Consider the following 21003-nt stretch of genomic DNA (forward strand, 5'->3'; position numbering starts at 1 on the left):
GCTGAGGCCGAGTCGGACGCTGAGGCCGAGTCGGACGCTGAGGCCGAGTCGGACGCTGAGGCCGAGTCGGACGCTGAGGCCGAGTCGGACGCTGAGGCCGAGTCGGACGCTGAGGGCGGGTCAGGCTCGCCGCCGGGGACGGGCGCGATCAGCTCCTCCCCCGTCAGGGCCGCACCGGCCTCGGCGTAGGCCCGCGCCGCCTCCCTCAGAGCCTCGCTCTCGGCGGTCCACTCCGACGGCTTCCCCGCTCCCGACACGGCGTTCAGATGGTCGCCGATGGCCGCGATGAGCGCCTGCGCCGCGTTCCTGAACTCCTCGGCACCTGTCAAGGGAACTCCCTCCGCACGGATGGATCATTCTGGACGCGGACGGAGAGCCTCAGAACTCGTCATGACCGGAGACCTGCGTGACGGCGAACACGTGCCGGGTGGCGGCGCACACGGTCTCCAGGACGTGGACGGGCGTGCCGTCGGTCGCATAGCTCGCCCGCAGCACCTGGACGATCCACTCACCGGCCTCCAGCTCCAGCGTCTCGCGTTCGAAGGCGGTCGGGGGCCGGGCGGTCAGGCTCTCCTCGGCGTGGCCGAACGTGTGCCCGAGGGCGATCAGCGCGGCCTGGAGCGACGGCTGGACGAACCCGGGCTCGGCCAGCCGGGTGCCGCCGAAGAGGTCGGCGCGGAAGTAGCTGGTCGCGATGCGTACGGGGACGTCGTTCGCGGTCATCATCTTGCGCCGGGCCACCACGTCGGCGCCTGGCTCGATCCGGAGGCAGGCCGCGACCTGGTCGTTGGCCGGTTCCGGTCCGACGTGGAGCATGCGTCGGCCCGCCTTGAGCCCCTGGCGTTCCGCCTCGGCCAGGAAGAGCGACCTGGAGCCTCGTACGGCGGGCTCGGTCGGCAGCGCCCGGCGTACAAGCACGCGGTCGGGTGCGTCCCCGCGCGCAGGTGCGCCACCACGGACGGGTGCGCCACCACGGACGGGTGCGTCCCCACGGACGGGTGCGTCCCCGCGCGCAGGTGCGTCCCCACGGGCGGGTGCGTCCCCACGGGCGGGCCGCTCGGGAGAGGCGTCCGGCCGCGCGGCGATCTCCTCCGGGGCCGCGCCCGAGGCCCGCGCCTCGGCGACGGCCTCCAGCCGCAGCCGCTCCGCCTCGGCGGCCACGTCCTGCGCCCGCGTCACCAGCCGCCCGAGAAGGCGGGCCCGCTCGACGGGGTCCGCCTCCCGCTCGGCTTCCCTCACCGCGTTCAGGTCCATCCGGACGTCAGCCTCCTCACCGTGCCGCCAAACACTGCCACAGAACGTGCCGCGACGTGCCGGCGCGACGTGCGCAGGCATCGTAGCCCTCCCCGGCCTGCCGCACGGCCCCTGCCCGCCCCCACCGGCCCGAACGACGGCCGGACGGCAACCCGAACGGCGGGCCCAGACGGGCAGCCCGAACAGCGGACCAGACGGGAGCCCGGAGAGCAGCCCGGACGGCAGCCCGACGGCGGCCCGGACGGCGGCGGGGTCGACCGCGTGGACGGGCACGGACGAGGCCGTGCCCGGGAGCTGTGCCCGGGAGCGGCGAGCCGCGCGGGCCCGGCCGGGATCGCATCGGCCCGCAGGCCATAAGATTTCTGTTATGGCAACATGTGAGCATCTTTCCCATGCCGACGACCCGGCCGCGAAGACGCCGGAGGGCTGCGAGGAGTGCCTGGCGGTCGGCGGCCGGTGGGTGCACCTGCGCCGCTGCCTGGAATGCGGCCACGTCGGGTGCTGCGACTCCTCTCCGAACAAGCACGCCACCAAGCACTTCCACGAGACGAACCACCCGGTGATCCAGTCGTTCGAGCCCGGCGAGAGCTGGCGGTGGTGTTTCGTGGACAGCAAGATGGGCTAGTCGCGTTCGAGGATCGCCTCCTCGAAGTCGAGCTGCGCCATCACCTCGCGCAGCACCTCGTCGTCGAGGCGGCGCTCGTCGCGCAACCGGACGAAGACCTGCCGCTCGGCCTGCAGCATCTCGCGGCGCAGGCGGCGGTAGAGGATGCTGGGGGTCTCCGTCCCGCCGGCGCCGGTGCCGCCGCCCAGGCGTTCCCAGGCGGTCAGGGAGCGGCGCCACGACTTCTCTCTGAGCTGGTCGATGACCTGCTTCTGGATCTCGTCGGGCTCGCCGCCCTCCGCGCTCACCAGCCGTTCCAGCTCGGCCAGGCCCGCCTCCAGGGCCGCCTGCTGGGCCGCGGCCTCCGACAGGCGGTCCTCGTACTGCTCCTGCGCGCTCGACACGCCCAGCCGCCTGATCAGCGCGGGGAACGTGGTGCCCTGGATGAGCAGCGTCCCGATCACGGTGGTGAAGGTCAGGAACAGCAGCATCGCCCGGTCACGCGCGGGCACGGAGTCAGGGATCGCGAACGCCGCCGCCAGCGACACCACGCCCCGCATCCCCGCCCAGCCGAGTATCACCGTCTGCGGCACCGTCGGCTGCGCGTTCTTCCTGCCCAGCGCCTTGATCAGATAGGTGACCGTGAACACCCACGCGAACCTGCTGACGATCGTCACCGCCAGCACCGCCACCGCGTAGGCCGCGACCTGCCACGGGCTGTAGCCGACGATGCCCGTCACCACGGTCGTGAGCTGCAGCCCGATGAGCGCGAACACGACGGCCTCGAGGAGGAAGTCGGTGACCTTCCACACCGAGTCGGAGACCAGCCGCGTCCCGAAGCCCCGCAGGTGCATGCGGTTGCCCAGGTAGAGGCCGACGACCACGACGGCGATCACGCCGGACGCGTGCACCGACTCGGCCGCGAGGTAGGCGCCGAACGGGATCAGCAGCATCAGCGTGTTCTCGACCAGCGAGTCGCGGGTGTGCCGGAAGATCCAGGCGAACAGGAACGCCAGCGCCAGTCCGATCGCCACTCCGCCCACCGCGGCGAGCAGGAACTCGCCCAGCCCCTGCCACAGGCTGATGGACCCGCCCACGGCCGCCCCGATGGCGACCCGGTAGAGGGTGAGCGCGGTGGCGTCGTTGAAGAGGCTCTCGCCGACCAGGAGTGTCAGGGACGCGCGCGGCAGGCCGAGCCGCCGCCCGACCGCGACGGCGGCGACCGCGTCGGGCGGGGCGATGATGGCGCCGAGCGCGAACGCCAGCGCGAGCGGCAGATCGGGCAGCAGCAGGTGGACCAGCATCCCGACCACGGCCGTGGTGAACAGCACCAGCCCGACCGACAGCAGGCCCACCGACCGTTTGGCGTCACGCAGGCGCAGGTAGGAGCTGTCGAGCGCGGCCGAGTAGAGCAGCGGCGGCAGGAACACGTAGAGCACCAGCTCGGGCTCCATCGGCACCGGCGGCAGCAGCGGCGAGACCACCAGCCCGGCCACGACCAGCAGCAACGGGGCCGGCCAGCCACGCCGCCTGGCGACTGCCGCCACGGCGACGGCCCCGGTGGCCGTCAGCAGCAACTGCAGGCCCAAGGTCGGACTCACCGGTGTTCCTCCCGCCCCAGCCCGCTTGACGATGCCTCAGGCGATCGGCCCGGAATGTCGCGAACCGGAGCGCCCCGCGGTGAGCGTACCCTGCGCGGCGGAGTGGGTGGTCACCACTCCCGGCGGTCGCTTCTCTCGTGGTAGTCGGGCTGCTCGGGGCGCAGGCGCTCGCCGGTCGAGAACATGGGGTCGGTGACGTACGGGCGGGTCATCTCGGGGTCGGGCTGCTGCTGGTACGCCTCCTGCCGGCCGAGCGCCGTCAACGGGTCGACCGGGTTGGACTGCTGGCCCTGGTAGGAGGCGTAGTCGTCGTGCGCCGGCTGCGGCTGCCGCCGCTGGGGCATGGAACGCGGGCGGCCCGCGCCGGGGATGCCGTGCATGGGCGTGCCCAGACCGGCCGTGCTCGGGTGAGCCTGCGACGGGGCCTGGCCCTGGGGCGGAGCCTGGTACGCGTCGGACTGGTACGTGTCGGCCTGGTAAGCGTCGGCCTGGAAGGAGTCCGCGCGCCTGCCACCGTACTGATCGGAGGAGTACTGATCGGAGGAGTACGGGTCGGCGGGGAAGGGGTCGGCCGGGTACTGGTCCTGGCGCTGCGCGGCCGGCTGGTACGGGTCGGCGGCCTGGGAGGGGAAGCCGAGCGGGTCGGTGCTGAGCGGCGACTGACGGCGCTGGTCGCCGGGCATCTGGTAGACGGGCTCGTTGTCCACGTACTGCGGGCCCGCGAACGGCTCCGCCTGGCCGGACGGCTGCGTGTAGTGGGGGCCGCTGAGCGGGTCGGCGGTGTACTGGGGCCCGCTGAAGGGGTCGCCGGTGTACTTCTGCTGGGGAGCGGTGGTCTCCACGTAGTGGGGCGCGGAGTTGTCCGGGTACTGGTTGTCCACGTACTGGCTGTCGACGTACTGGGGGCCGGTGAAGGGCGTGCGCTGCTCGCCATAGGCGGGGGTGGTGTCGCGGGGGGCCGGGCTCTCGCCGTACGAGGCCACCAGCTTGTCCTGGGCCGGCGGCGGGGCGCTCCTGGCCACGAGGACGTCGTTGGGCGACAGCGCCGACGTGGGCCGCTCGTCGAACGGCTGCGGGGCCGCCTGCTGCTGGACGTGCTGGGGCGGCCGGTGGTATTGCCCGGTGCCGGGGATGACCTCGGTGCCCGGGTCGTGCGCCGGCACCGCGGGCTGCTCGCCCGTGGCCTCTCCGAACCCCTCGTCAAGGGTGTCGAGCAGCCTGCCGACATCCTCCATCGGCATGCGGAAGCTCGCTGTGCACATCTCGCCGCGCCAGAGGCTGAGGACCAGCGTGCCCTCATGCCATGTGACGCGGAGGCACCGCTCCTGACCTCGTGCATCGAAGAAGACTTCGCCGAACGACGGCAACGGGACAACTTCCGACATGGAGGACATATTGCTTTAACCAGCCTTTATTCGTCCACTCAACCCCGGAAAACCCTTGGGAAACCGGCCTTCCCATCTACACCCGGAACCCCTCCGGTCACACCCGGTGAGGACACTCCGTAACCGGTTGGAGTTCCGATCGCCCAGTGTGCCACGCTACCCGGCGCGCGTGCCCGCGAACGCCGGGATGCGTCTGGCCGATCACACGGCGTTCGGCGCGACGGCCCCGGAATGCGGGTAGCGTTTACACCCGTGCCGGACTCCCATCTTCCGCAAGTGGACGAACTGCTCAACATCGCGGTCAGCGCTCTCGGCGGGAGCGAACGGCAGGGCCAGGTCACCATGGTCCAGGCCGTACGACGGGCCATCGACGAGAAGGAGCACCTGGCCGTCCAGGCGGGCACCGGCACCGGCAAGTCGCTGGCCTACCTCGTGCCCTCGATCCGCCACGCGATGGACGGCGACGTCCCCGTCGTGATCTCCACGGCCACCATCGCGCTCCAGCGCCAGCTCGTCGACCGCGACCTGCCCCGGCTGGCCGAGACGCTGGGCAAGGAGCTGCCGCACGAGCCGACGTTCGCCATACTCAAGGGCCGCCGCAACTACCTGTGCCGCTACAAGGCCACCGCGGGCTGGCCCGAGGAGGACGAGCAGGACTCGCTCTTCGACCCGCGCGAGGTGAGCGCGACCGGCCGCATGGTCCAGCGCATCCAGGAGTGGGCCGAGGAGACCGAGACCGGCGACCGCGACGAGCTGGTGCCGGGCGTGAGCGAGCAGGCGTGGCGGCAGTTCTCCGTCAGCGCGCAGGAGTGCCTGGGGGCGAGCCGGTGCCCCAGCGGCGCCGAGTGCTTCGCCGAGCTGGCCAGGGCGCGGGCGGGCGAGGTCGACGTCGTGGTGACCAACCACGCGCTGCTCGCCATCGACGCCATGGGCGACCTGCCGGTGCTGCCCGAGCACGAGGTCGTGGTGGTCGACGAGGCCCACGAGCTGGTCGACCGGGTGACGTCCGTGGTCACCGGCGAGCTGTCGGAGGCGTCGGTGCTGCTGGCGGTGCGCCGGGTCGGCCGGCTCATCGACCAGCCCATCGCCGACCAGCTCATGGAGGCGGGGGAAGACCTCAAGGCGCTGCTGGCCGCCGCGCCGCCCGGCCGCATCGACGAGCTGCCGCAGGTGCTCGGCCTGACCCTGCAGCTCGTCCGCGACACGGCCTGGCGGTGCATCTCGGCCATGGGGTCGCGCAACGCCGACAAAGACGACCCCGACAAGGCCGGGCAGCGCAAGGCGGCCTTCACCGCGCTCGACGAGGTGCACGACACCACGGTGCGCATGCTCGACGCCTACGGGCACGACTCCGAGTCCGACCGGGCGGAGGTCGTCTGGCTCGACGCCGGCACCGACCGGCGCCCGCCCGCGCTGCGGGTGGCGCCGCTGAGCGTGAGCGGCATGCTGCGCGACAAGCTGTTCGGGGAGCGCACGGTGGTGCTCACCTCGGCCACGCTGGCGCTCGGGGGGACGTTCGACGGGCTGGCGGCGCAGTGGGGGCTCGGCGAGAGCGGCAAGGGCTGGCAGGGCATCGACGTCGGCTCGCCGTTCGACCACCCGCGCGCGGGCATCCTCTACGTCGCCAAGCACCTCCCCCAGCCCGGCCGCGACGGGCTGCCGCAGCAGTACCTCGACGAGATCACCGAGCTGATCGAGGCGGCCGGGGGGCGCACGCTGGGGCTGTTCTCGTCGATGCGCGCGGCCAAGGCCGCCACCGAGGCGCTGCGCGACCGGCTCGACGTGCCGCTGCTGTGCCAGGGCGACGACTCCACGATGCTGCTGGTCAAGCAGTTCGCCGAGGACGAGCCGACGTGCCTGTTCGGCACCTTGTCACTGTGGCAGGGGGTCGACGTGCCGGGGCCGTCGCTGCGGCTGGTCATCATCGACCGGGTGCCGTTCCCCCGGCCCGACGACCCGCTGACCTCGGCCCGCCAGCGGCACGTGGCGGCCAGGGGCGGCAACGGGTTCATGGCGGTGGCCGCCAACCACGCCGCGCTGCTGCTGGCGCAGGGCACCGGGCGGCTGCTGCGCGCCCAGGACGACAAGGGCGTCATCGCGGTGCTCGACCCGCGGCTCGTGACGGCCCGCTACAGCGGCTTCCTGCTGGGGTCGCTGCCGCCGTTCTGGCGTACGACGGACCCGGCGATCCCGCGCGCGGCCCTCAAGCGCCTCACGACCGAGACGGCGTCCTGACCGCGCCCTGCCTGCCCTGACCGCGCCCGGCCCTGACCCCGCCCGGCCCTGACCACGCCCGGCCCTGGCCGCGTCCTGACGGCGTTCTAAGCCCAGGGGGCCAGGTCGGGGCGCTTCGGAGAGACGCCGTCGCCGGAGGAGACGCCGCGCACCCGGCGCGACACCCAGGGCACCAGGTGCTCGCGCATCCACTGGGCGTCCTCGCGCCGCCTGGCCCGCGGGTCGACGGCACGCTCCGGCCAGTCCTTGCGCCAGTCGTCGAACGGCACGCCCAGCACGTCGAGCACCCGGGCCGCCACCAGTCGGTGCCCGTCCTCGTTCATGTGCAGCCTGTCGGCGCTCCAGGCCCGCCAGTCGCGCAGGCCCTGCATGGACCACAGGTCGACGAGCCGGCACCCGTACAGGTCGGCGATGGACCGCAGGTGCAGGTAGTAGACGGCGAACCGGCCGCGCAGCCGCCGCATCACCGGCGTGTCACGCGGGTCCACCCCCGTGAACAGCAGCACGTCGGCCCCGCCCGCGCGCAGGTCGCGTACGGCCCGCGCGAGCCTCTTGGCCATCACGTCGGGATCGCTGCCCGGCCTGAGCAGGTCGTTGCCCCCGCCGCAGAAGCTGACCAGGTCGGGCGCCATCTCCACGGCCAGCGGCACCTGCTCGGCCGCGACCTGGTCGAGGAGCTTGCCGCGCACGGCCAGGTTGGCGTAGCGGAAGGCGGGGTCGTCGGCGGCGAGCCGCTCGGCCACCCGGTCGGCCCAGCCACGATAGTGCCCGTCCGGACCGGGATCGTTCAGTCCTTCTGTGAAGCTGTCACCGAGGGCGACGAAGGACTTGTAATGCCTCATGAGGTGGTTGTCATCTCCGCGATAGCGTTCAGCGCAAGGACGTACGACTGTAGTCCGAACCCCGCGATGGTGCCCGTCGCCACCCCGGCCACGACGGAGGTATGGCGAAACTCTTCCCTCGCCGCGGGATTGGAGAGATGTACCTCGACGAGCGGGGCGGTGCGCTGGGCGATGGCGTCGCGCAGCGCGTAGGAGTAGTGGGTGAAGGCGGCCGGGTTGAGCACCACCGGGATGCGGCCGTCGCACGCCTCGTGGATCCAGCCGATCATCTCGGCCTCGTCGTCGGTCTGGCGTACCTCGACGTGGTGGCCGAGCTTGCGGCCCGTGTCACGGCAGAGGTTGGCGAGGTCTTCGAGCGTCTCGGCGCCGTACACGTCGGGCTCGCGGGTGCCGAGCCGGCCCAGGTTGGGCCCGTTGAGCACGAGGATCATGCCGAGATCTCCTTGTAGGCGGCTTCGAGCAGCTCTTCCGCCGGGTCTTCGAGGCGGCCGGGCGCGGCCAGGGCGTCGAGCACGACGAAGCGCTGCTTGGCGCCGCGGTTCTTCTTGTCGAGACGCATGTGCTCGCGCAGCCGCGGCCAGGCGCCGGCGCGGTAGGCGATGGGCAGGCCGACGCCGGTGAGGATCGAACGGGTGCGGCCCACGAGGTCGGCGCGGCCGGACAGCCTGGACAGCTCGGCGGCGTAGACCATGCCGATGGCGACGGCCTCGCCGTGGCGGATGCCGTAGTGCTCCTCGCGCTCGATGGCGTGGGCGAGCGTGTGGCCGTAGTTGAGGATCTCGCGCAGGCCCGCCTCGCGCAGGTCGGCGCCCACGACGTCGGCCTTGACCCGGATCTTGCGCTCGATCAGCTCACGGGTGTGCGGCCCGTCGGGACGGGTGGCGCCCTCGGGATCGGCCTCGACCAGCCGCAGGATCTCGGGGTCGGCGATGAAACCGCCCTTGATGACCTCGGCCAGGCCCGCGACGTAGTCGGCCCTGGGCAGGCCCGCCAGGGTGGACAGCTCGCACAGCACTCCGGCGGGCGGCAGGAAGGTGCCCACGAGGTTCTTCCCCTCGGGCGTGTCGATGCCGTTCTTGCCGCCGACGGCCGCGTCGACCATGGCCAGCAGCGTCGTGGGCACGAGCACGACCTGGACGCCACGCAGCCACGTGCCGGCCACGAACCCCGCCAGGTCGGTCGTCGCGCCCCCGCCCACGCCCACCACGGCGTCGGAGCGGGTGACGCCGCGGCGGCCCAGCTCGGACCACAGCCGCGCGGCCACCTCGACGGTCTTGGCGCGCTCGCCGTCGGGCACGGTCAGCTCGGCCACCTCGTAGCCGGCCCCGGCCAGCGCCTCGCGGACCGGCAGGGAGATCCGCGGCAGGGTCTCGGGGGCGATGACCGCGACGGTGCGCACGCCGGGCTTGAACAGCGTGGGCAGCTCGGCCAGCACGCCGGTGCCGACGACCACGTCGTAGGGGCTGTCGCCGCGTACGGTGATGCGGGTCGCGCTCATCCGGGCAGCCCCTTGACGATCTCGTCGGCCAGTTCCTCGGGCTCCCGCTTGTCGGTCACCACCGTCACCACGGCCAGCCGTTCGTAGACCGGGCGGCGCTCCTCCATCAGCTTCTTGAGCCGGCTGCGCGGGTTGAGCACCAGCAGCGGCCGGGCGGAGGCCAGGCCCACCCGCTGGACCGCGTCGGACAGCCCGACCTGCAGGTAGACGACGTGCTGGCCGTGGAGCAGGGCCTGCGTCTCCTCGTGCAGCACCGCGCCGCCGCCCAGGGACAGCACGCCTTCGTGCTCGGCCAGCGCGCGGCGCACGGCCTCGTGCTCCAGCTCGCGGAAGCGGGCCTCGCCGTCCTCGACGAAGATGTCGGAGACGGGCTTGCCCGCCACGGCCTCCACGTCGGCGTCGGTGTCTCGGAACTCCAGGCCGAGCCGCTCGGCCAGCAGCCGCCCGAGTGTGGTCTTGCCGGAGCCTGGAGGCCCGATCAGCACGGCCTTCGCTGTCATTTGATCACCATGGAAGAGAGGTAGCCGGACAGGTTGCGCGCGACCTCCTCGACGGAGTCGCCGCCGAACTTCTCCAGCGCCGCGTCGGCCAGCACCAGCGCCACCATGGCCTCGGCCACGATGCCGGCGGCGGGCACGGCGCACACGTCGGAGCGCTCGTGGTGGGCCTTGGCCGCCTCGCCGGTCTTGACGTCGATCGTGGCCAGTGCCCTCGGCACCGTGGAGATCGGCTTCATCGCGGCGCTGACCCGCAGGATCTCGCCGTTGGTCATGCCGCCCTCGACGCCGCCCGCGCGGTTGGTGATGCGGCGCACGCCGTCGTCGGTGCTGTATCCGATCTCGTCGTGGGCGCGGGAGCCGGGCCTGCGCGCGGTCTCGAAGCCGTCGCCGACCGCGACGCCCTTGATCGCCTGGATGCCCATGAGCGCCCCGGCGAGCCTGGAGTCGAGCCTGCGGTCCCAGTGGGTGTAGCTGCCCAGGCCGGGCGGCAGGCCGTAGGCGAGCACCTCGACGACGCCGCCGAGCGTGTCGCCGTCTTTGTGCGCCTTGTCGATCACCTCGATCATCGCGGCGCTGCCCGCGGGGTCGGAGCACCTGACCGGGTCGTCGTCGATCCTGGCCAGGTCGCCGGGGCCGGGCAGCAGCTCGGACGGGGTGCGCGCGCCGCCGATCTCGGTGACGTGGCTGACGAGGTCGACGCCGAGCGCCTGCTTGAGGAAGCGCCTGGCGACCTCGCCCAGCGCCACCCGGGCGGCGGTCTCGCGGGCGCTGGCCCGGTCGAGGACGTTGCGGGCGTCGTCGAAGCCGTATTTCTGCATGCCCGCCAGGTCGGCGTGGCCTGGGCGCGGGCGGGACCTGGGCGCGTTGCGGGCCATGCCGTCCAGCTCGGCCGGGTCGACCGGGTCGGCCGCCATGACCTTCTCCCACTTGGGCCACTCGGTGTTGCCGACGCGGATGGCGACCGGGCTGCCCATCGTGCGCCCGTGGCGGACGCCGCCGACGATCGTCACCTCGTCCTGCTCGAACTTCATCCGCGCGCCACGGCCGTAACCGAGCCTGCGGCGGCGCAGGGCCTCGTCGACGGCGGCCGTGGTCACCTCGACCCCGGCCGGCAGGCCCTCGAGGATGGCGACGAGTTCGGGCCCGTGGGACTCTCCTGCGGTCAACCAGCGCAACATGCGTACAAGTCTTCCACGTACGGCCGAGTGAGCTGTCCTCCGGTCACCATGCGAGACAGAGTGTCGTGAGTGCCCCGAGGAGCATGAAGGGGCCGAAGGGGAACTGGGTGTGCCTGGTGCCACGGCCGGTGACCAGCAGGGCGAGCGCGTGGAGCGCGCCGAGCAACTGTCCGGCGAAGGCCGCCGTCACCACGGCCGGCCAGCCCAGTGCGCCGCTCACCAGGCCGATGAGCCCGGCGAGCTTGACGTCGCCGAACCCCATGGCGTCCGGCCTGAGCAGCCAGAGCAGCCCGTAGACGGCGGCCAGCGCGGCCCCGCCCGCCAGCGCCCTGCCCAGCTCGCCCGTCGGGAGCAGCGCCAGGGCCGTGACGGGGTACGCGGGCAGGGTGATCGCGTCGGGGAGCGTCTCGGTGCGCGAGTCGATGACGGCCAGCGCGGTGCCGACGACGGCGAAGCACACGAAGGGGAGCCCCGCCCGCCACGCGACCAGGGCCGCCACGGCGGCGGTCAGCGACTCGATCGCGCCAGGGGGCAGCGGCCGGGCGGGCAGGTGGTCGTAGGCGCGGGCGAGGGCCCTGACGCGGTCTCCGCAGACGAGGCCGATCAGCGCCATGAATGCGACCATCCCGCCGACCTTAGCCGGGACCGGCCACGCGGTCCGGCTCGAATGCCGACCGGGTATGGGACCAGGCCGAGCACCGCGTGACGCGCCCGCCTGGCCAGGAAGCGCGGGCCGGCTCGGCGGTCAGCGGGGGCCTCGGGAGAACCAGCGGCGTCGGCGGGGCGCGGGCGTCACCTTGGCCACCGTGACCCCGCTCAGCTCACCCACCGTGCCCGACTCGACGGCGGCCAGCGCCTCCAGCACCTCACCCTCGATGACGAACTGCACGGGCCCCGCCACGTCCACCACGACCGCCGCCGCCCGTTCCTGCACGGCGGCCTGGCAGACCTGGAGCGCGGTGGCCTGGATCGGCCGGGCGTCGGGCCGCCACCTGGCCAGCGCGTCCGTGCCGGTGAACGCGAGCACCGCCTGCCGCCCGTCGCCGCCGACGAGCTTGGGCAGCGCCATCTCGCTCTCCTTCTCCTGCCGCAGCCCGTGCGCGCCCACCTCGGTCTCGATCAGCAGCGCCACCACGGGCACCAGGAGCCGGGCGCCGCTCAGGGCGTTCAGCACCTCGGCGGGACCGGCCGCGCCCGCCTCGTAGGCGGCCAGGGCGGCGGCCACGGCGGGGGCGGCGGCGCCGTCGTCGTGGGGATCGAGGGGGCTCGGGATGCTCGGCACAGCCTCCGAGCGTACCCAACCTCACGGGACGGAACAGCTAGCCCAGGTCGGAGATGGCCGCCACCGGGCCGCCGCCCGAGGGGCCCTGGTGGACGGCGGCCACCGAGACGAAGACCGCGGGATCCCCGGTGACCGAGGCCGCCACCCCGCCGACGGCGGCCTTGATCTGCCGGTGCCAGTGCACGTCGGAGTCGTCGAGCATGATGTTGCGCCGCCCGCGTACGCGTCCCGACGGGTCGGCCTCGCACTTCATGAAGACGTTCACCAGCCGCCCCCCGAGGTCGGACGGGTGCGGACGGTCGGGCAGGGCGAGACCGGAGTCCCTGATGGCCTCCCAGATGCCGTCGGCGTCGAGGGCGTCCTTCATGACGCTGTGGCCGATGCGGTAGCGCCCGCCGATCCCGCGGACGTTGCCGACCAGCACGATCTGCGCCCGATCCAGCTCCACGCCGGACGAGCAGGAGGCCACCGACGAGTACAGCGACAGGTCCTTGTGGATCTGGCCGGCCTCCGGCATCCCGATCTCGCCGAGGGCGACGGCGATGCCGAGGGCGGTGGTGGAGTTGGACAGGTCCATGGAGGGGCCGGTCTCCTCGATGGCGGTGTCCTGGCCGCGGCTCTTGGCGTCGGTGATGGTGGCCAGGGTGAGCAGCGGCGTCTTGGTCTGTACGTAGTGCACGTCGCGCGGGTCGTCGATGCCGGCGATCTTCATGGCCTCGCGCACCCCGGCAGCGACCTTCTCCACCATGGCCGGGCGGCCGATGTCCTCGGGCAGGATGACCTCGCTCATCGCCACCCCGACCGACAGCCGCGGCTCGTCGGAGGCGGGGGCGTCGGCGGTGGTGGCGAAGATGGTGGCGTGCGGGCTGAGGATGCCGTCGGTGCCGCCCGACCACACCAGCGGCACGGTCTCGGGCGCCGGGTGGCCGTGCTCGGCCAGCACCTCGCGGAAGGCGCGGTCGGCGAGGATGCGCGTGTAGTCGTTGACGCCGCCGTTGCCCTCGGTCTTGCCGACGACGGCGAGCACCCGCTCGGCCTCGATCACCCCGTCGGCGATGAGCCGGGACAGCCCGGAGGCGTCGGTGACGCTCTCGATCGGAACTTTGCGCACTTCGATCGGTTCGGGCATGCGGGTGGCCTCCTCCTGCGGCGGTTCCCCGATGACGCTACCGAGCCGGTCAGCGGGGTTCATGGTCAATGTGTGCCCATGAAGGCCGGGGGTGATGTCAAGGTCCGCCGAGCGCCTGGGAGTAGGGTCGCACCGTGATTCACGAAGCACCCGCCAACGGGATCAAGCTCGTCTACCGCGAGGAGGGCGACCCGGCCGCTCCCCCGCTCCTCCTGCTGCACGGCCGCACCGCGAACCACAACGACTGGAACGGCTTCACCCAGCACTTCGCGCGGCGCTTCCACGTGTTCGCGCCCGACCTGCGGGGCCACGGGGCCAGCGACCATCCGGGCTCGTACGACCTGCGCGACATGGCCGAGGACGTCGCCGCGCTGCTCGACCACCTGGGCGTCGACCGGCTCACGGTGGTGGCGCACTCGCTGGGCGCCGTGGTCGCGTGCCTGCTGGCCGTCGCCCGTCCCGACCTCGTCGGGCGGCTCGTCCTGGAGGACCCGCCCCCGGATCGTCAGCTCACCGACCGGCCGCCGATCGTGGAGGACGGGTCCACCGGGTTCGACTGGCGGATGGTGCACGACACCGAGCGGCAGCTCGTCACCCCGGAGCCCGCGTGGGCGGAGGGGCTCGCCGGGATCTCGGCGCCCACGCTGGTGGTGTCGGGGACGCGGAGCCCGTTCGACCCGGACGTGGCGGCGCGGATCCCCGGGGCGGCCCTGGTCAGGATCGAGGCCGGGCACCTCGTCCACGTGGAGGCCCGCGAGGAGTTCCTCGACGCGGTGGACGCGTTCCTCGACGCTCCTCACTCCTGACGCCCGCCCCGCGGCGCGGTACCTCCCCGAAAAGGGCTTCGCCGGGGCAAACGTGACCTCAATGTCATAAAGATCCGCCATCGTTGGAGGCGTGCGCACCAGGCTCGGCGATCTCGTGAAGGAACGACTGGGCACGTTCGGCCTGATCGCGCCCTCCATCGCGCAGTGCGCGGTCGGCTCGGCCCTGGCCTGGACCGCCGCCGTCGAGCTGCTCGGCCACCCCAGCCCGTTCTTCGCCCCCATCTCCGTGCTGATCTGCGTGGGCGTCGGGCTCGGGCAGCGGCTGCGCAGGGTCGTCGAGCTGGTCGTCGGGGTCAGCCTCGGCGTCGGGGTGGGCGACCTGCTGGTGGCCTGGATCGGCTCGGGCGGCTGGCAGCTCGCGCTGGTGGTGGGGCTGGCCATGACGGTGGCGGCGCTGCTCAACAGCGGTGCGCTGTTCGTCGCGCAGGCGGGTTCGTCGGCCGTGCTGGTGGCCACGCTGGTGCCAGGCGAGGGCGCCGGCGGCCTGGACCGGATGGCCGACGCCCTCACGGGCGGCGTCATCGGGATCGCGGCGGTGGCGCTGCTGCCGGCGAGCCCGTTCACGATCGCGGCCAAGCACCTGTCCGGGGTGCTCGACGCGCTGTCCACGGTGCTGGAGCGGGCGGCGGAGGCGATCGAGAAGCGCGACGTGGACCTGGCGGCCGAGGCGCTGGAGGAGGCCCGTACGACGCAGGCCGCCGTGGAGGAGTTCGAGGCGGCGCTGGAGACCAGCAAGGAGATCACCATGATCTCGCCGCTGCACTGGCACCGGCGCGCCCGCCTGGCCCGCTACGAGACCGCCGCCGTGCCGGTGGACCTGGCCCTGCGCAACGCCCGCGTGCTGAGCCGCCGCACGCTCGCCTCGCTCGGCGAGGCCAGCCCGCCCCCTGCCGCGCTGGCCGAGGCGATGCGCGAGGTCTCGGAGGCCGCCCTGCTGCTGCAACTGGAGCTAGGCGCCGGTCGCGAGCCCACGCTGGCCCGCCAGGCCCTGCTCGCGGTGGCGGCCCGCGAACGCCCCGAGGGCCTGGGCTTCTCCGCCCACGTCATCATCGCGCAGCTCCGGTCGGTGGTGGTGGACCTGCTGCAGGCGACGGGCCTGGAACACGCGGAGGCCACGGCGGCGCTGACCCCGCTGGACGAGACCGGCGCCGACCAGGGCGCCGACCACCAGGTCACGCGGCGGAACTGACGCCGGTCAGGCGGAGAGCCGCTTCAGCCGGGTCACCGCCTCGTCGATGACCTCCTCCTTCTTGCAGAACGCGAACCGGACGAAGTGCCGCCCCCGCTCCGCGTGGTCGTAGAACACCTGGGTCGGGATGGCCACCACCCCGGCCAGCTCGGGCAGCCGCCGCGCCAGCTCCAGCCCGTCGGAGAACCCGAGTGGACGGATGTCGGTCTGCACGAAGTACGTGCCCGACGGCCGCAGCACCGAGAAGCCCGCCGCCGTCAGCCCTTCCATCAGCCGGTCCCGTTTGTCCTGAAGGCCCGCTCCCAGCGCGGTCACCCACTCCATCTCGTGCCGCAGCCCGTACGCCACCGCGAGCTGCCACGGCGCCGCCGCCGTGAACGTGAGGAACTGCTTGACCGTCGAGACCGCCGCCACCAGCTCCGGCGGCGCGCACACCCAGCCGGTCTTCCAGCCGGTGACGGAGAACGTCTTGCCCGCCGAGGAGATCATGACCGTACGCGACCGCATCCCGGGCAGCGTGGCCATGGGGATGTGCTCGACGCCGTCGAACGTCAGGTGCTCGTACACCTCGTCGGTGATCGCGGTCAGCCCGTGCTCCTGGCACAGCTCCGCGATGACGGTCAGCTCGGCGCGGGTGAACACCGTCCCTGTCGGGTTGTGCGGGGAGTTGACCAGGATGGCGCGGGTGCGGGGGGTGACGGCGGCGCGCAGCTCGTCGGGGTCGAAGGTGAAGCGGCCCTCGACCGGCCGCAGCGTGACGGCCACCAGCCGGGCCTGGGCCAGGGCGATGGAGGCGGCGTAGGAGTCGTAGTAGGGCTCGAACGCGATGACCTCGTCGCCGGGCTCGCACAGCGCGAGCACGCTCGCCGCCACCGCCTCGGTGGCGCCCACGGTGACCAGGATCTCGCCGACCGGGTCGTAGGAGAGGCCGTAGTGGGCCGCCCGGTGCTCCGACACCGCCTGCCGCAGCTCCAGGACCCCGGGGCCGGGCGGGTACTGGTTCGCGCCCGCGCCGATGGCCTGGACCGCGCGGTCGAGCATGGCCGCCGGCCCGTCGGTGTCGGGGAAGCCCTGGCCCAGGTTGATCGATCCGGTCTGGACGGCCAGCGCGCTCATCTCCGCGAAGATCGTCGTACCGAAGGCGCGCATCCTGCTGACAAGTGGTTCGGTCACGGCTCCAGACTATTAGTCTCGTGCCGTGATCACTCGGGTCGTGCTCGCCCTCGCCCTGTCCGCGTCTCCCGTCGTCACCCCGGCCGTGAGCGCCCCCGGCCCCTGTCCCGTGCCCGTGCCCGCCGGGACGACCTGCGGCTTCCTGGAGGTCCCCGAGCGCAGGGACGCGCCCGGACGGACGATCAAGGTCGGCTACGCCGTGCGCGCGTCGTCCGCGCCCGGCCGCCAGCCCGACCCGATCGTCTACATGAGCGGCGGCCCCGGCTCGGCGTCGATGCGGCTCATGGGGTTCCTGAGCCAGATGTTCCCCGACCGCGACGTGGTGACGGTCGAGCAGCGCGGGAGCAGGTACTCGCAGCCGTCGCTGGCCTGCCCGGAGACCGCGCAGGCGCTGCTCGGGCAGTTGCGCCGGCCGCGCGCCGACGTCGGCGCGGCGGCGGCGCGGTGCCGCGCGCGGCTCCGGGAGCAGGGCGTCGACCTGCGGGGGTACAACACGAGGGAGATCGCGGCCGACGTGGTCGCGTTACGGCGCGAACTCGGGTACACGAGGTGGAACCTGTTCGGCGTGAGCTACTCCACCAGGGTCATGATGGACGTGGCCGCGGCCGACCCCGGCGCGGTGCGGTCGGTGGTGCTCGACTCCTACCTGCCCGAGAGCGTCGCCTGGTACGACGACGCCGACCGGAACCTGGGCGACGTCATGGCCGAGCTGGGCGTGAGAGACCGCTTCGAGGCCGTGATCGCGCGGCTCAACCGCTCCCCCGCCCTCGTGCCGACGCTCGATCCGCTGCTCGGCAGGGAGTTCACGGCCCGGATGAGCGGTGACGACGTGGCCACGATCCTGGCGGAGGGGCTGCACGACGCCGAGGTGGCGGCGGTGGCCCCGGCGCTGGTGAGCGCGCTGGCCGAGGGGCACGACGAGCTGCTGCGCCCGCTGGCCGACGCGGTGGGCGAGGGGCTGGTCTCGCACGAGTTCGGGCTGTATCACGCGGTGCAGTGCCAGGACGAGGTCCCGTTCAACACCTTCACCACCAAGTCCCGACTTTTCACCGTAAATAGCGACAAAGCGGTGTGTGACGCCTGGCGGCTCCCCAAGTCCGCCCCTGTGAACGCCACCACCACGGCCCCCGTCCACGTCGTCGGCGGCCAGTACGACCCCACGACGCCCCCGAGGACCGCCGAGGCCGCCGCCGCGGCCCTGTCCGCCGGGCGCTTCCGCGAGTACGCCCGCATGTCACACGCCGTCTTCCTGGCCGGCGGCTGCGCCAGGGAGCGGATCGTGGACTTCGTCGGCGACCCCGCGAGCCAGTTCGTCAGGCCCTGCTCCGACCGGCGCGTCCCGGCCGGCTTCCAGGCGGACGACGTACACGTGAGCGCCGCGCCCTACCGGATCTCGCTGGCCCCGTGGCTGGCCGCGCCCTTCGCCCTGTTCGCGCTGGCCTGCCTGGCGCAGCTCGTCCCCGCGGCGCTGAAGGGCAGGGCGCTGCCGGCGTTCGGCGGGCTGGCGGGCGTGGCCTTCGCCTGGCTGGTGGCGGAGTCGGTCGTCGCGATGGCGAATGCCAACGAGAGCGCCCTGGCCGTCGGCCTCCCCCGTACGACGGGGCTGTACACCTGGCTCGCCGTCGCCTCCGTGGTGCTGACCGGCGCGACGCTGATCCGCGACCGCCGCCCGCCCCGGATCGCGGCCGTCGTCATCGGTGCCGGATTCCTCATATGGTGGGTGACCTGGGTCCTTTGACGCGCATTCGTGAGCTGGACGCCCTACGCGGCTTCGCGGTGGGCGGCATCATGCTGGTCAACACGTGGCAGCACACCGACAAGCCGGTCCGCGCCGCGCTCGACTGGCCGATGGAGGCGATCTTCCAGGGCCGGTTCTACCCGATCTTCTCGATGCTGTTCGGCATCAGCTTCCTGCTGTTCCTGCGCGGCAACAGCCGCTGGGCGCTGCTGTGCAGGCTGTTCTGGCTGTTCTGCTTCGGGGTCGTCCAGCACCAGTTCTACGAGGGCGAGGTGCTGACCGACTACGCCTTCTACGGGGCGGTGGTGCTGCTGCCCGCCACGTTCCTGGCCCCGGGCCTGCCCGTGTTGCTGCTGGGGCTGGTGGCGATCGCGTGGGCGCTGCTGCCGCAGGTGGGCGGCGGGGTGCTGCTGATCCCCGGGCTGTTCCTGGTCGGCATGGGGCTGTGGCAGCTCCGGCCGTCGCGGACGCTGCTGCTGCCCGGGTTCGCGGCCAGTGCGCTGGCCACCGTGCTGCTGACCGCCGCAGGGATGGGCACGGGCGACAAGACCGTCGGGGCCGTGGCGGCGCTGACCGGCGCGGCGGCGTTCGCGCTCGGCCTGCTGCTCGTGCTGCGCCCGCGCCTGTCCGCGGTGCTGGAGCCGCTGGGGAAGATGGCGCTGACCAACTACGTCTCCGGCACCGCGCTGATCGTGCTCGCCGTGCCGCTGCTCGACGCCGACCCGACCCGGTGGTCGGTGGTGGGGCTGACGGCACTCACCCTGGTCGCGCAGGCGCTGTTCGGCCGCTGGTGGCTGGCCCGCTACCGGTACGGCCCCCTCGAGTGGACCTGGCGATGCCTGACCCGGTTTCGACTGGTGCCCAACCGGCTAGAGTCTGGCCGTGACCACAATCGCCCTCTGCCAGATCCCGGTGTCCCCTGACCCGACGACCAACCTCAAGAGGGCCAGGGAAGCGCTTGCCGCGGCCGAAGGCGCCGACCTGGCGATCTTCCCCGAGGCCACGCTCACCCGCTACGGCCGCCGCATCACGGGCCTGGCCGAGCCGCTCGACGGGCCGTTCGTGTCCGGGCTGGCCGACTCGGCCCGCGAGCACGGGCTGGCGGTGATCGCGGGGGTGTTCGAGACCGGCGGCGACCGCGTGCACAACACGGCCGTGGCCATCGACGCCGAGGGCGCGGTGCGGGCGGCGTACCGGAAGATCCACCTGTTCGACTCCTTCGGCGCGAAGGAGTCCGACCTGGTCGCGCCCGGCGCGGAGCCGGTCGTGGTCGAGCTGGCCGGGCTCAGGATCGGCCTGGTCACCTGCTACGACGTGCGCTTCCCCGAGCTGGCCAGGGCGCTGGTCGACCGGGGCGCCGAGCTGTTCGCGGTGATCGCGGCCTGGGGGTCGGGCCCGCTCAAGGAGGACCACTGGGTGACCCTGGTCAGGGCGCGGGCGCTGGAGAACACCATGTGGACCGCGGCCGTCGGCCAGGCGCCCAACCCGGCCGAGTCGTCCGACGGGTACGGAGTGGGCCGCAGCATGCTGGTCGACCCGCTCGGCGTGGTCCGTGCCGACCTGGGCACCGCCCCCGGCGTCCAGGTCGTCGAGGTCGACCACGAGTGGACGGCGGCGGCCAGGGCCACCCTCCCGTGTCTCGAGCACCGGGTGCTGTAGTCTGGCCCGGTCCATCCGGGGGTCAAGCGATCGTAAAGTAGTACCGTGAGCGGAACGCAGATGCAGAAGGTCATCCCGCCGCGTCTGCTCGTGCCATACCTGTCGGGCAAGCGCACGGTCGTCTCGGGCTACGTCTACCGCGTGCAAGACTGCGTCAGGCTGACCACCCCCGAGGCGCTCTACTGGGGTCTCGACCTCTCCTTCGACGGATCGGAGCTGTTCGCCGAGGTGCCCGAGCTCTATGTCATGCGCTGGCACGCCCGCGACGTCGACACCTACGCGGTGCCCTACGGGCCGCACATGGGGGGCGACTGGAGCGACGCGCCGCCGTTCGCGGGCAACGGGTTCACCACGTCGTCGGAGCACGTGGTGCCGCAGTTCCACACCGTGCCGATGCCGATCCCGGCCGGGGCGGAGATCGTCCACGTCACCGCCGAGGGCGAGCGGCGCTTCGCCGACTACGACGGGCTGACCTGGCGGCCCGCCGCATGAGCGACGAGATCACACCGGTAGCCTCCGGCTTCGTGGCCCGCTACGGTGAGCGCACCCTGCCCGCCGCGCTCGGCCCCGACGGCGACCAGGTGGTGCTGTTCAGCGAGAGCGAGCTGGAGGGGTTCGAGGCCGCCTCCGGCTACTGGCGGCGGGTCGTGCCGAGATCGCAGGTGGAGTGGCTGGTGCTGGTCCGCACGGTGGGCGCGTTCGGCGGCGAGCCGTGCATCGTGCTCGACGAGGACGACGACGGGCTGCACATCGCCTACACCGGGCACAGCGGGATGAAGGCCGAGGCGCTCGGCTACTGGATGGTCGACCATGGCGCCTACGAGGTCGTGGTGCCGCGCGAAGAGGTCTTCTCCATCCGCGTCGAACGCGTGCCCGTCCCGTAACACGGATTTCGGCCGCCCCGTCAAC

The 21003-nt window shown here is 72.8% G+C and carries 22 protein-coding genes; 9 read left to right on the forward strand and 13 right to left on the reverse strand.

Going from position 1 to position 21003, the window contains the following annotated elements:
• On the reverse strand, positions 1-329 hold a 329-nt coding region (locus ACZ6S0_RS03175), incomplete at its 3' end, for a hypothetical protein (RefSeq protein ID WP_465912933.1).
• Positions 330-378: 49 nt separating this feature from the next.
• Positions 379-1254: a GntR family transcriptional regulator gene (locus tag ACZ6S0_RS03180; RefSeq protein WP_465912934.1), complete on the reverse strand. Its 876-nt coding sequence runs from the start codon at positions 1252-1254 to the stop codon at positions 379-381.
• Positions 1255-1621: 367 nt separating this feature from the next.
• Here ACZ6S0_RS03180 and ACZ6S0_RS03185 point away from each other — a divergent pair, with 367 nt between their 5' ends.
• Positions 1622-1879: a ubiquitin carboxyl-terminal hydrolase 14 gene (locus ACZ6S0_RS03185; protein WP_465912935.1), complete on the forward strand. Its 258-nt coding sequence runs from the start codon at positions 1622-1624 to the stop codon at positions 1877-1879.
• Here the strand turns inward: ACZ6S0_RS03185 and ACZ6S0_RS03190 are convergent.
• Together ACZ6S0_RS03190 and ACZ6S0_RS03195 are read right to left on the reverse strand one after the other, a co-directional pair.
• A complete protein-coding gene (locus ACZ6S0_RS03190) occupies positions 1876-3459 on the reverse strand; it encodes a Na+/H+ antiporter (RefSeq protein WP_465912936.1) in 1584 nt (527 codons plus the stop codon). The two genes, ACZ6S0_RS03185 and ACZ6S0_RS03190, sit on opposite strands and share 4 nt — an antisense overlap.
• A gap of 110 nt (positions 3460-3569) precedes the next feature.
• Positions 3570-4700 (reverse strand): hypothetical protein, encoded by a 1131-nt coding sequence (locus ACZ6S0_RS03195; RefSeq protein WP_465912937.1) that lies wholly within the window; start codon positions 4698-4700, stop codon positions 3570-3572.
• Positions 4701-5075: 375 nt separating this feature from the next.
• On the opposite strand from ACZ6S0_RS03195, the gene ACZ6S0_RS03200 reads away from it, so the two are divergent.
• Entirely contained in the window at positions 5076-7079 is a 2004-nt protein-coding gene (locus ACZ6S0_RS03200; RefSeq protein WP_465912938.1) for an ATP-dependent DNA helicase, read from the forward strand.
• A gap of 86 nt (positions 7080-7165) precedes the next feature.
• Here the strand turns inward: ACZ6S0_RS03200 and ACZ6S0_RS03205 are convergent, their stop codons facing one another.
• The 8 genes from ACZ6S0_RS03205 to bar form a co-directional block, all read right to left on the reverse strand.
• The gene (locus ACZ6S0_RS03205; RefSeq protein ID WP_465912939.1) at positions 7166-7921 is read right to left on the reverse strand and encodes an SGNH/GDSL hydrolase family protein; all 756 of its coding nucleotides are present in this window, start codon (positions 7919-7921) and stop codon (positions 7166-7168) included.
• Positions 7918-8352 carry a type II 3-dehydroquinate dehydratase gene (aroQ, locus tag ACZ6S0_RS03210; RefSeq protein WP_465912940.1) on the reverse strand — a complete coding sequence of 145 codons (435 nt, stop codon included), beginning with the start codon at positions 8350-8352 and terminating at the stop codon, positions 7918-7920. The genes ACZ6S0_RS03205 and aroQ overlap by 4 nt, the downstream gene beginning before the upstream one ends.
• Positions 8349-9419, reverse strand: a complete 1071-nt coding sequence (aroB, locus tag ACZ6S0_RS03215; RefSeq protein ID WP_465912941.1) for a 3-dehydroquinate synthase — start codon at positions 9417-9419, stop codon at positions 8349-8351. Before aroB ends, aroQ begins: the two co-directional genes overlap by 4 nt.
• Entirely contained in the window at positions 9416-9919 is a 504-nt protein-coding gene (locus ACZ6S0_RS03220; protein ID WP_465912942.1) for a shikimate kinase, read from the reverse strand. Before ACZ6S0_RS03220 ends, aroB begins: the two co-directional genes overlap by 4 nt.
• Entirely contained in the window at positions 9916-11097 is a 1182-nt protein-coding gene (gene aroC / locus ACZ6S0_RS03225; RefSeq protein ID WP_465912943.1) for a chorismate synthase, read from the reverse strand. The genes ACZ6S0_RS03220 and aroC overlap by 4 nt, the downstream gene beginning before the upstream one ends.
• A gap of 43 nt (positions 11098-11140) precedes the next feature.
• Positions 11141-11722: a prepilin peptidase gene (locus ACZ6S0_RS03230; RefSeq protein ID WP_465912944.1), complete on the reverse strand. Its 582-nt coding sequence runs from the start codon at positions 11720-11722 to the stop codon at positions 11141-11143.
• Between the two features lie 120 nt (positions 11723-11842).
• Positions 11843-12379 (reverse strand): SseB family protein, encoded by a 537-nt coding sequence (locus ACZ6S0_RS03235; protein WP_465912945.1) that lies wholly within the window; start codon positions 12377-12379, stop codon positions 11843-11845.
• A gap of 37 nt (positions 12380-12416) precedes the next feature.
• Complete coding sequence (gene bar, locus ACZ6S0_RS03240) at positions 12417-13508, reverse strand: barbiturase (protein WP_465912946.1); 1092 nt, start codon at positions 13506-13508, stop codon at positions 12417-12419.
• Positions 13509-13642: 134 nt separating this feature from the next.
• Here bar and ACZ6S0_RS03245 point away from each other — a divergent pair, with 134 nt between their 5' ends.
• Both ACZ6S0_RS03245 and ACZ6S0_RS03250 read left to right on the forward strand, forming a co-directional pair.
• On the forward strand, positions 13643-14314 hold the full coding sequence (locus ACZ6S0_RS03245) for an alpha/beta fold hydrolase (RefSeq protein ID WP_465912947.1): 672 nt from the start codon (positions 13643-13645) through the stop codon (positions 14312-14314).
• 91 nt (positions 14315-14405) lie between these two features.
• On the forward strand, positions 14406-15524 hold the full coding sequence (locus ACZ6S0_RS03250) for an FUSC family protein (protein WP_465912948.1): 1119 nt from the start codon (positions 14406-14408) through the stop codon (positions 15522-15524).
• Between the two features lie 6 nt (positions 15525-15530).
• Here the strand turns inward: ACZ6S0_RS03250 and ACZ6S0_RS03255 are convergent, their stop codons facing one another.
• On the reverse strand, positions 15531-16697 hold the full coding sequence (locus tag ACZ6S0_RS03255; protein ID WP_465912949.1) for a pyridoxal phosphate-dependent aminotransferase: 1167 nt from the start codon (positions 16695-16697) through the stop codon (positions 15531-15533).
• A gap of 25 nt (positions 16698-16722) precedes the next feature.
• Between ACZ6S0_RS03255 and ACZ6S0_RS03260 the strand changes: the two genes are divergently transcribed.
• The 5 genes from ACZ6S0_RS03260 to ACZ6S0_RS03280 are packed head-to-tail and all read left to right on the forward strand — an operon-like array spanning position 16723 to position 20978.
• Entirely contained in the window at positions 16723-18435 is a 1713-nt protein-coding gene (locus ACZ6S0_RS03260; protein ID WP_465912950.1) for an alpha/beta fold hydrolase, read from the forward strand.
• Positions 18432-19358, forward strand: a complete 927-nt coding sequence (locus ACZ6S0_RS03265) for a DUF418 domain-containing protein (protein ID WP_465912951.1) — start codon at positions 18432-18434, stop codon at positions 19356-19358. Before ACZ6S0_RS03260 ends, ACZ6S0_RS03265 begins: the two co-directional genes overlap by 4 nt.
• Positions 19318-20094, forward strand: a complete 777-nt coding sequence (locus ACZ6S0_RS03270; protein ID WP_465912952.1) for a carbon-nitrogen hydrolase family protein — start codon at positions 19318-19320, stop codon at positions 20092-20094. Before ACZ6S0_RS03265 ends, ACZ6S0_RS03270 begins: the two co-directional genes overlap by 41 nt.
• Positions 20095-20139: 45 nt before the next feature.
• The gene (locus ACZ6S0_RS03275; protein WP_344875802.1) at positions 20140-20586 is read left to right on the forward strand and encodes a hypothetical protein; all 447 of its coding nucleotides are present in this window, start codon (positions 20140-20142) and stop codon (positions 20584-20586) included.
• Positions 20583-20978 (forward strand): hypothetical protein, encoded by a 396-nt coding sequence (locus tag ACZ6S0_RS03280; RefSeq protein WP_465912953.1) that lies wholly within the window; start codon positions 20583-20585, stop codon positions 20976-20978. Before ACZ6S0_RS03275 ends, ACZ6S0_RS03280 begins: the two co-directional genes overlap by 4 nt.
• Positions 20979-21003 lie beyond the last annotated feature (25 nt).

It is taken from the genome of Nonomuraea sp. NPDC051298 (assembly GCF_055586305.1).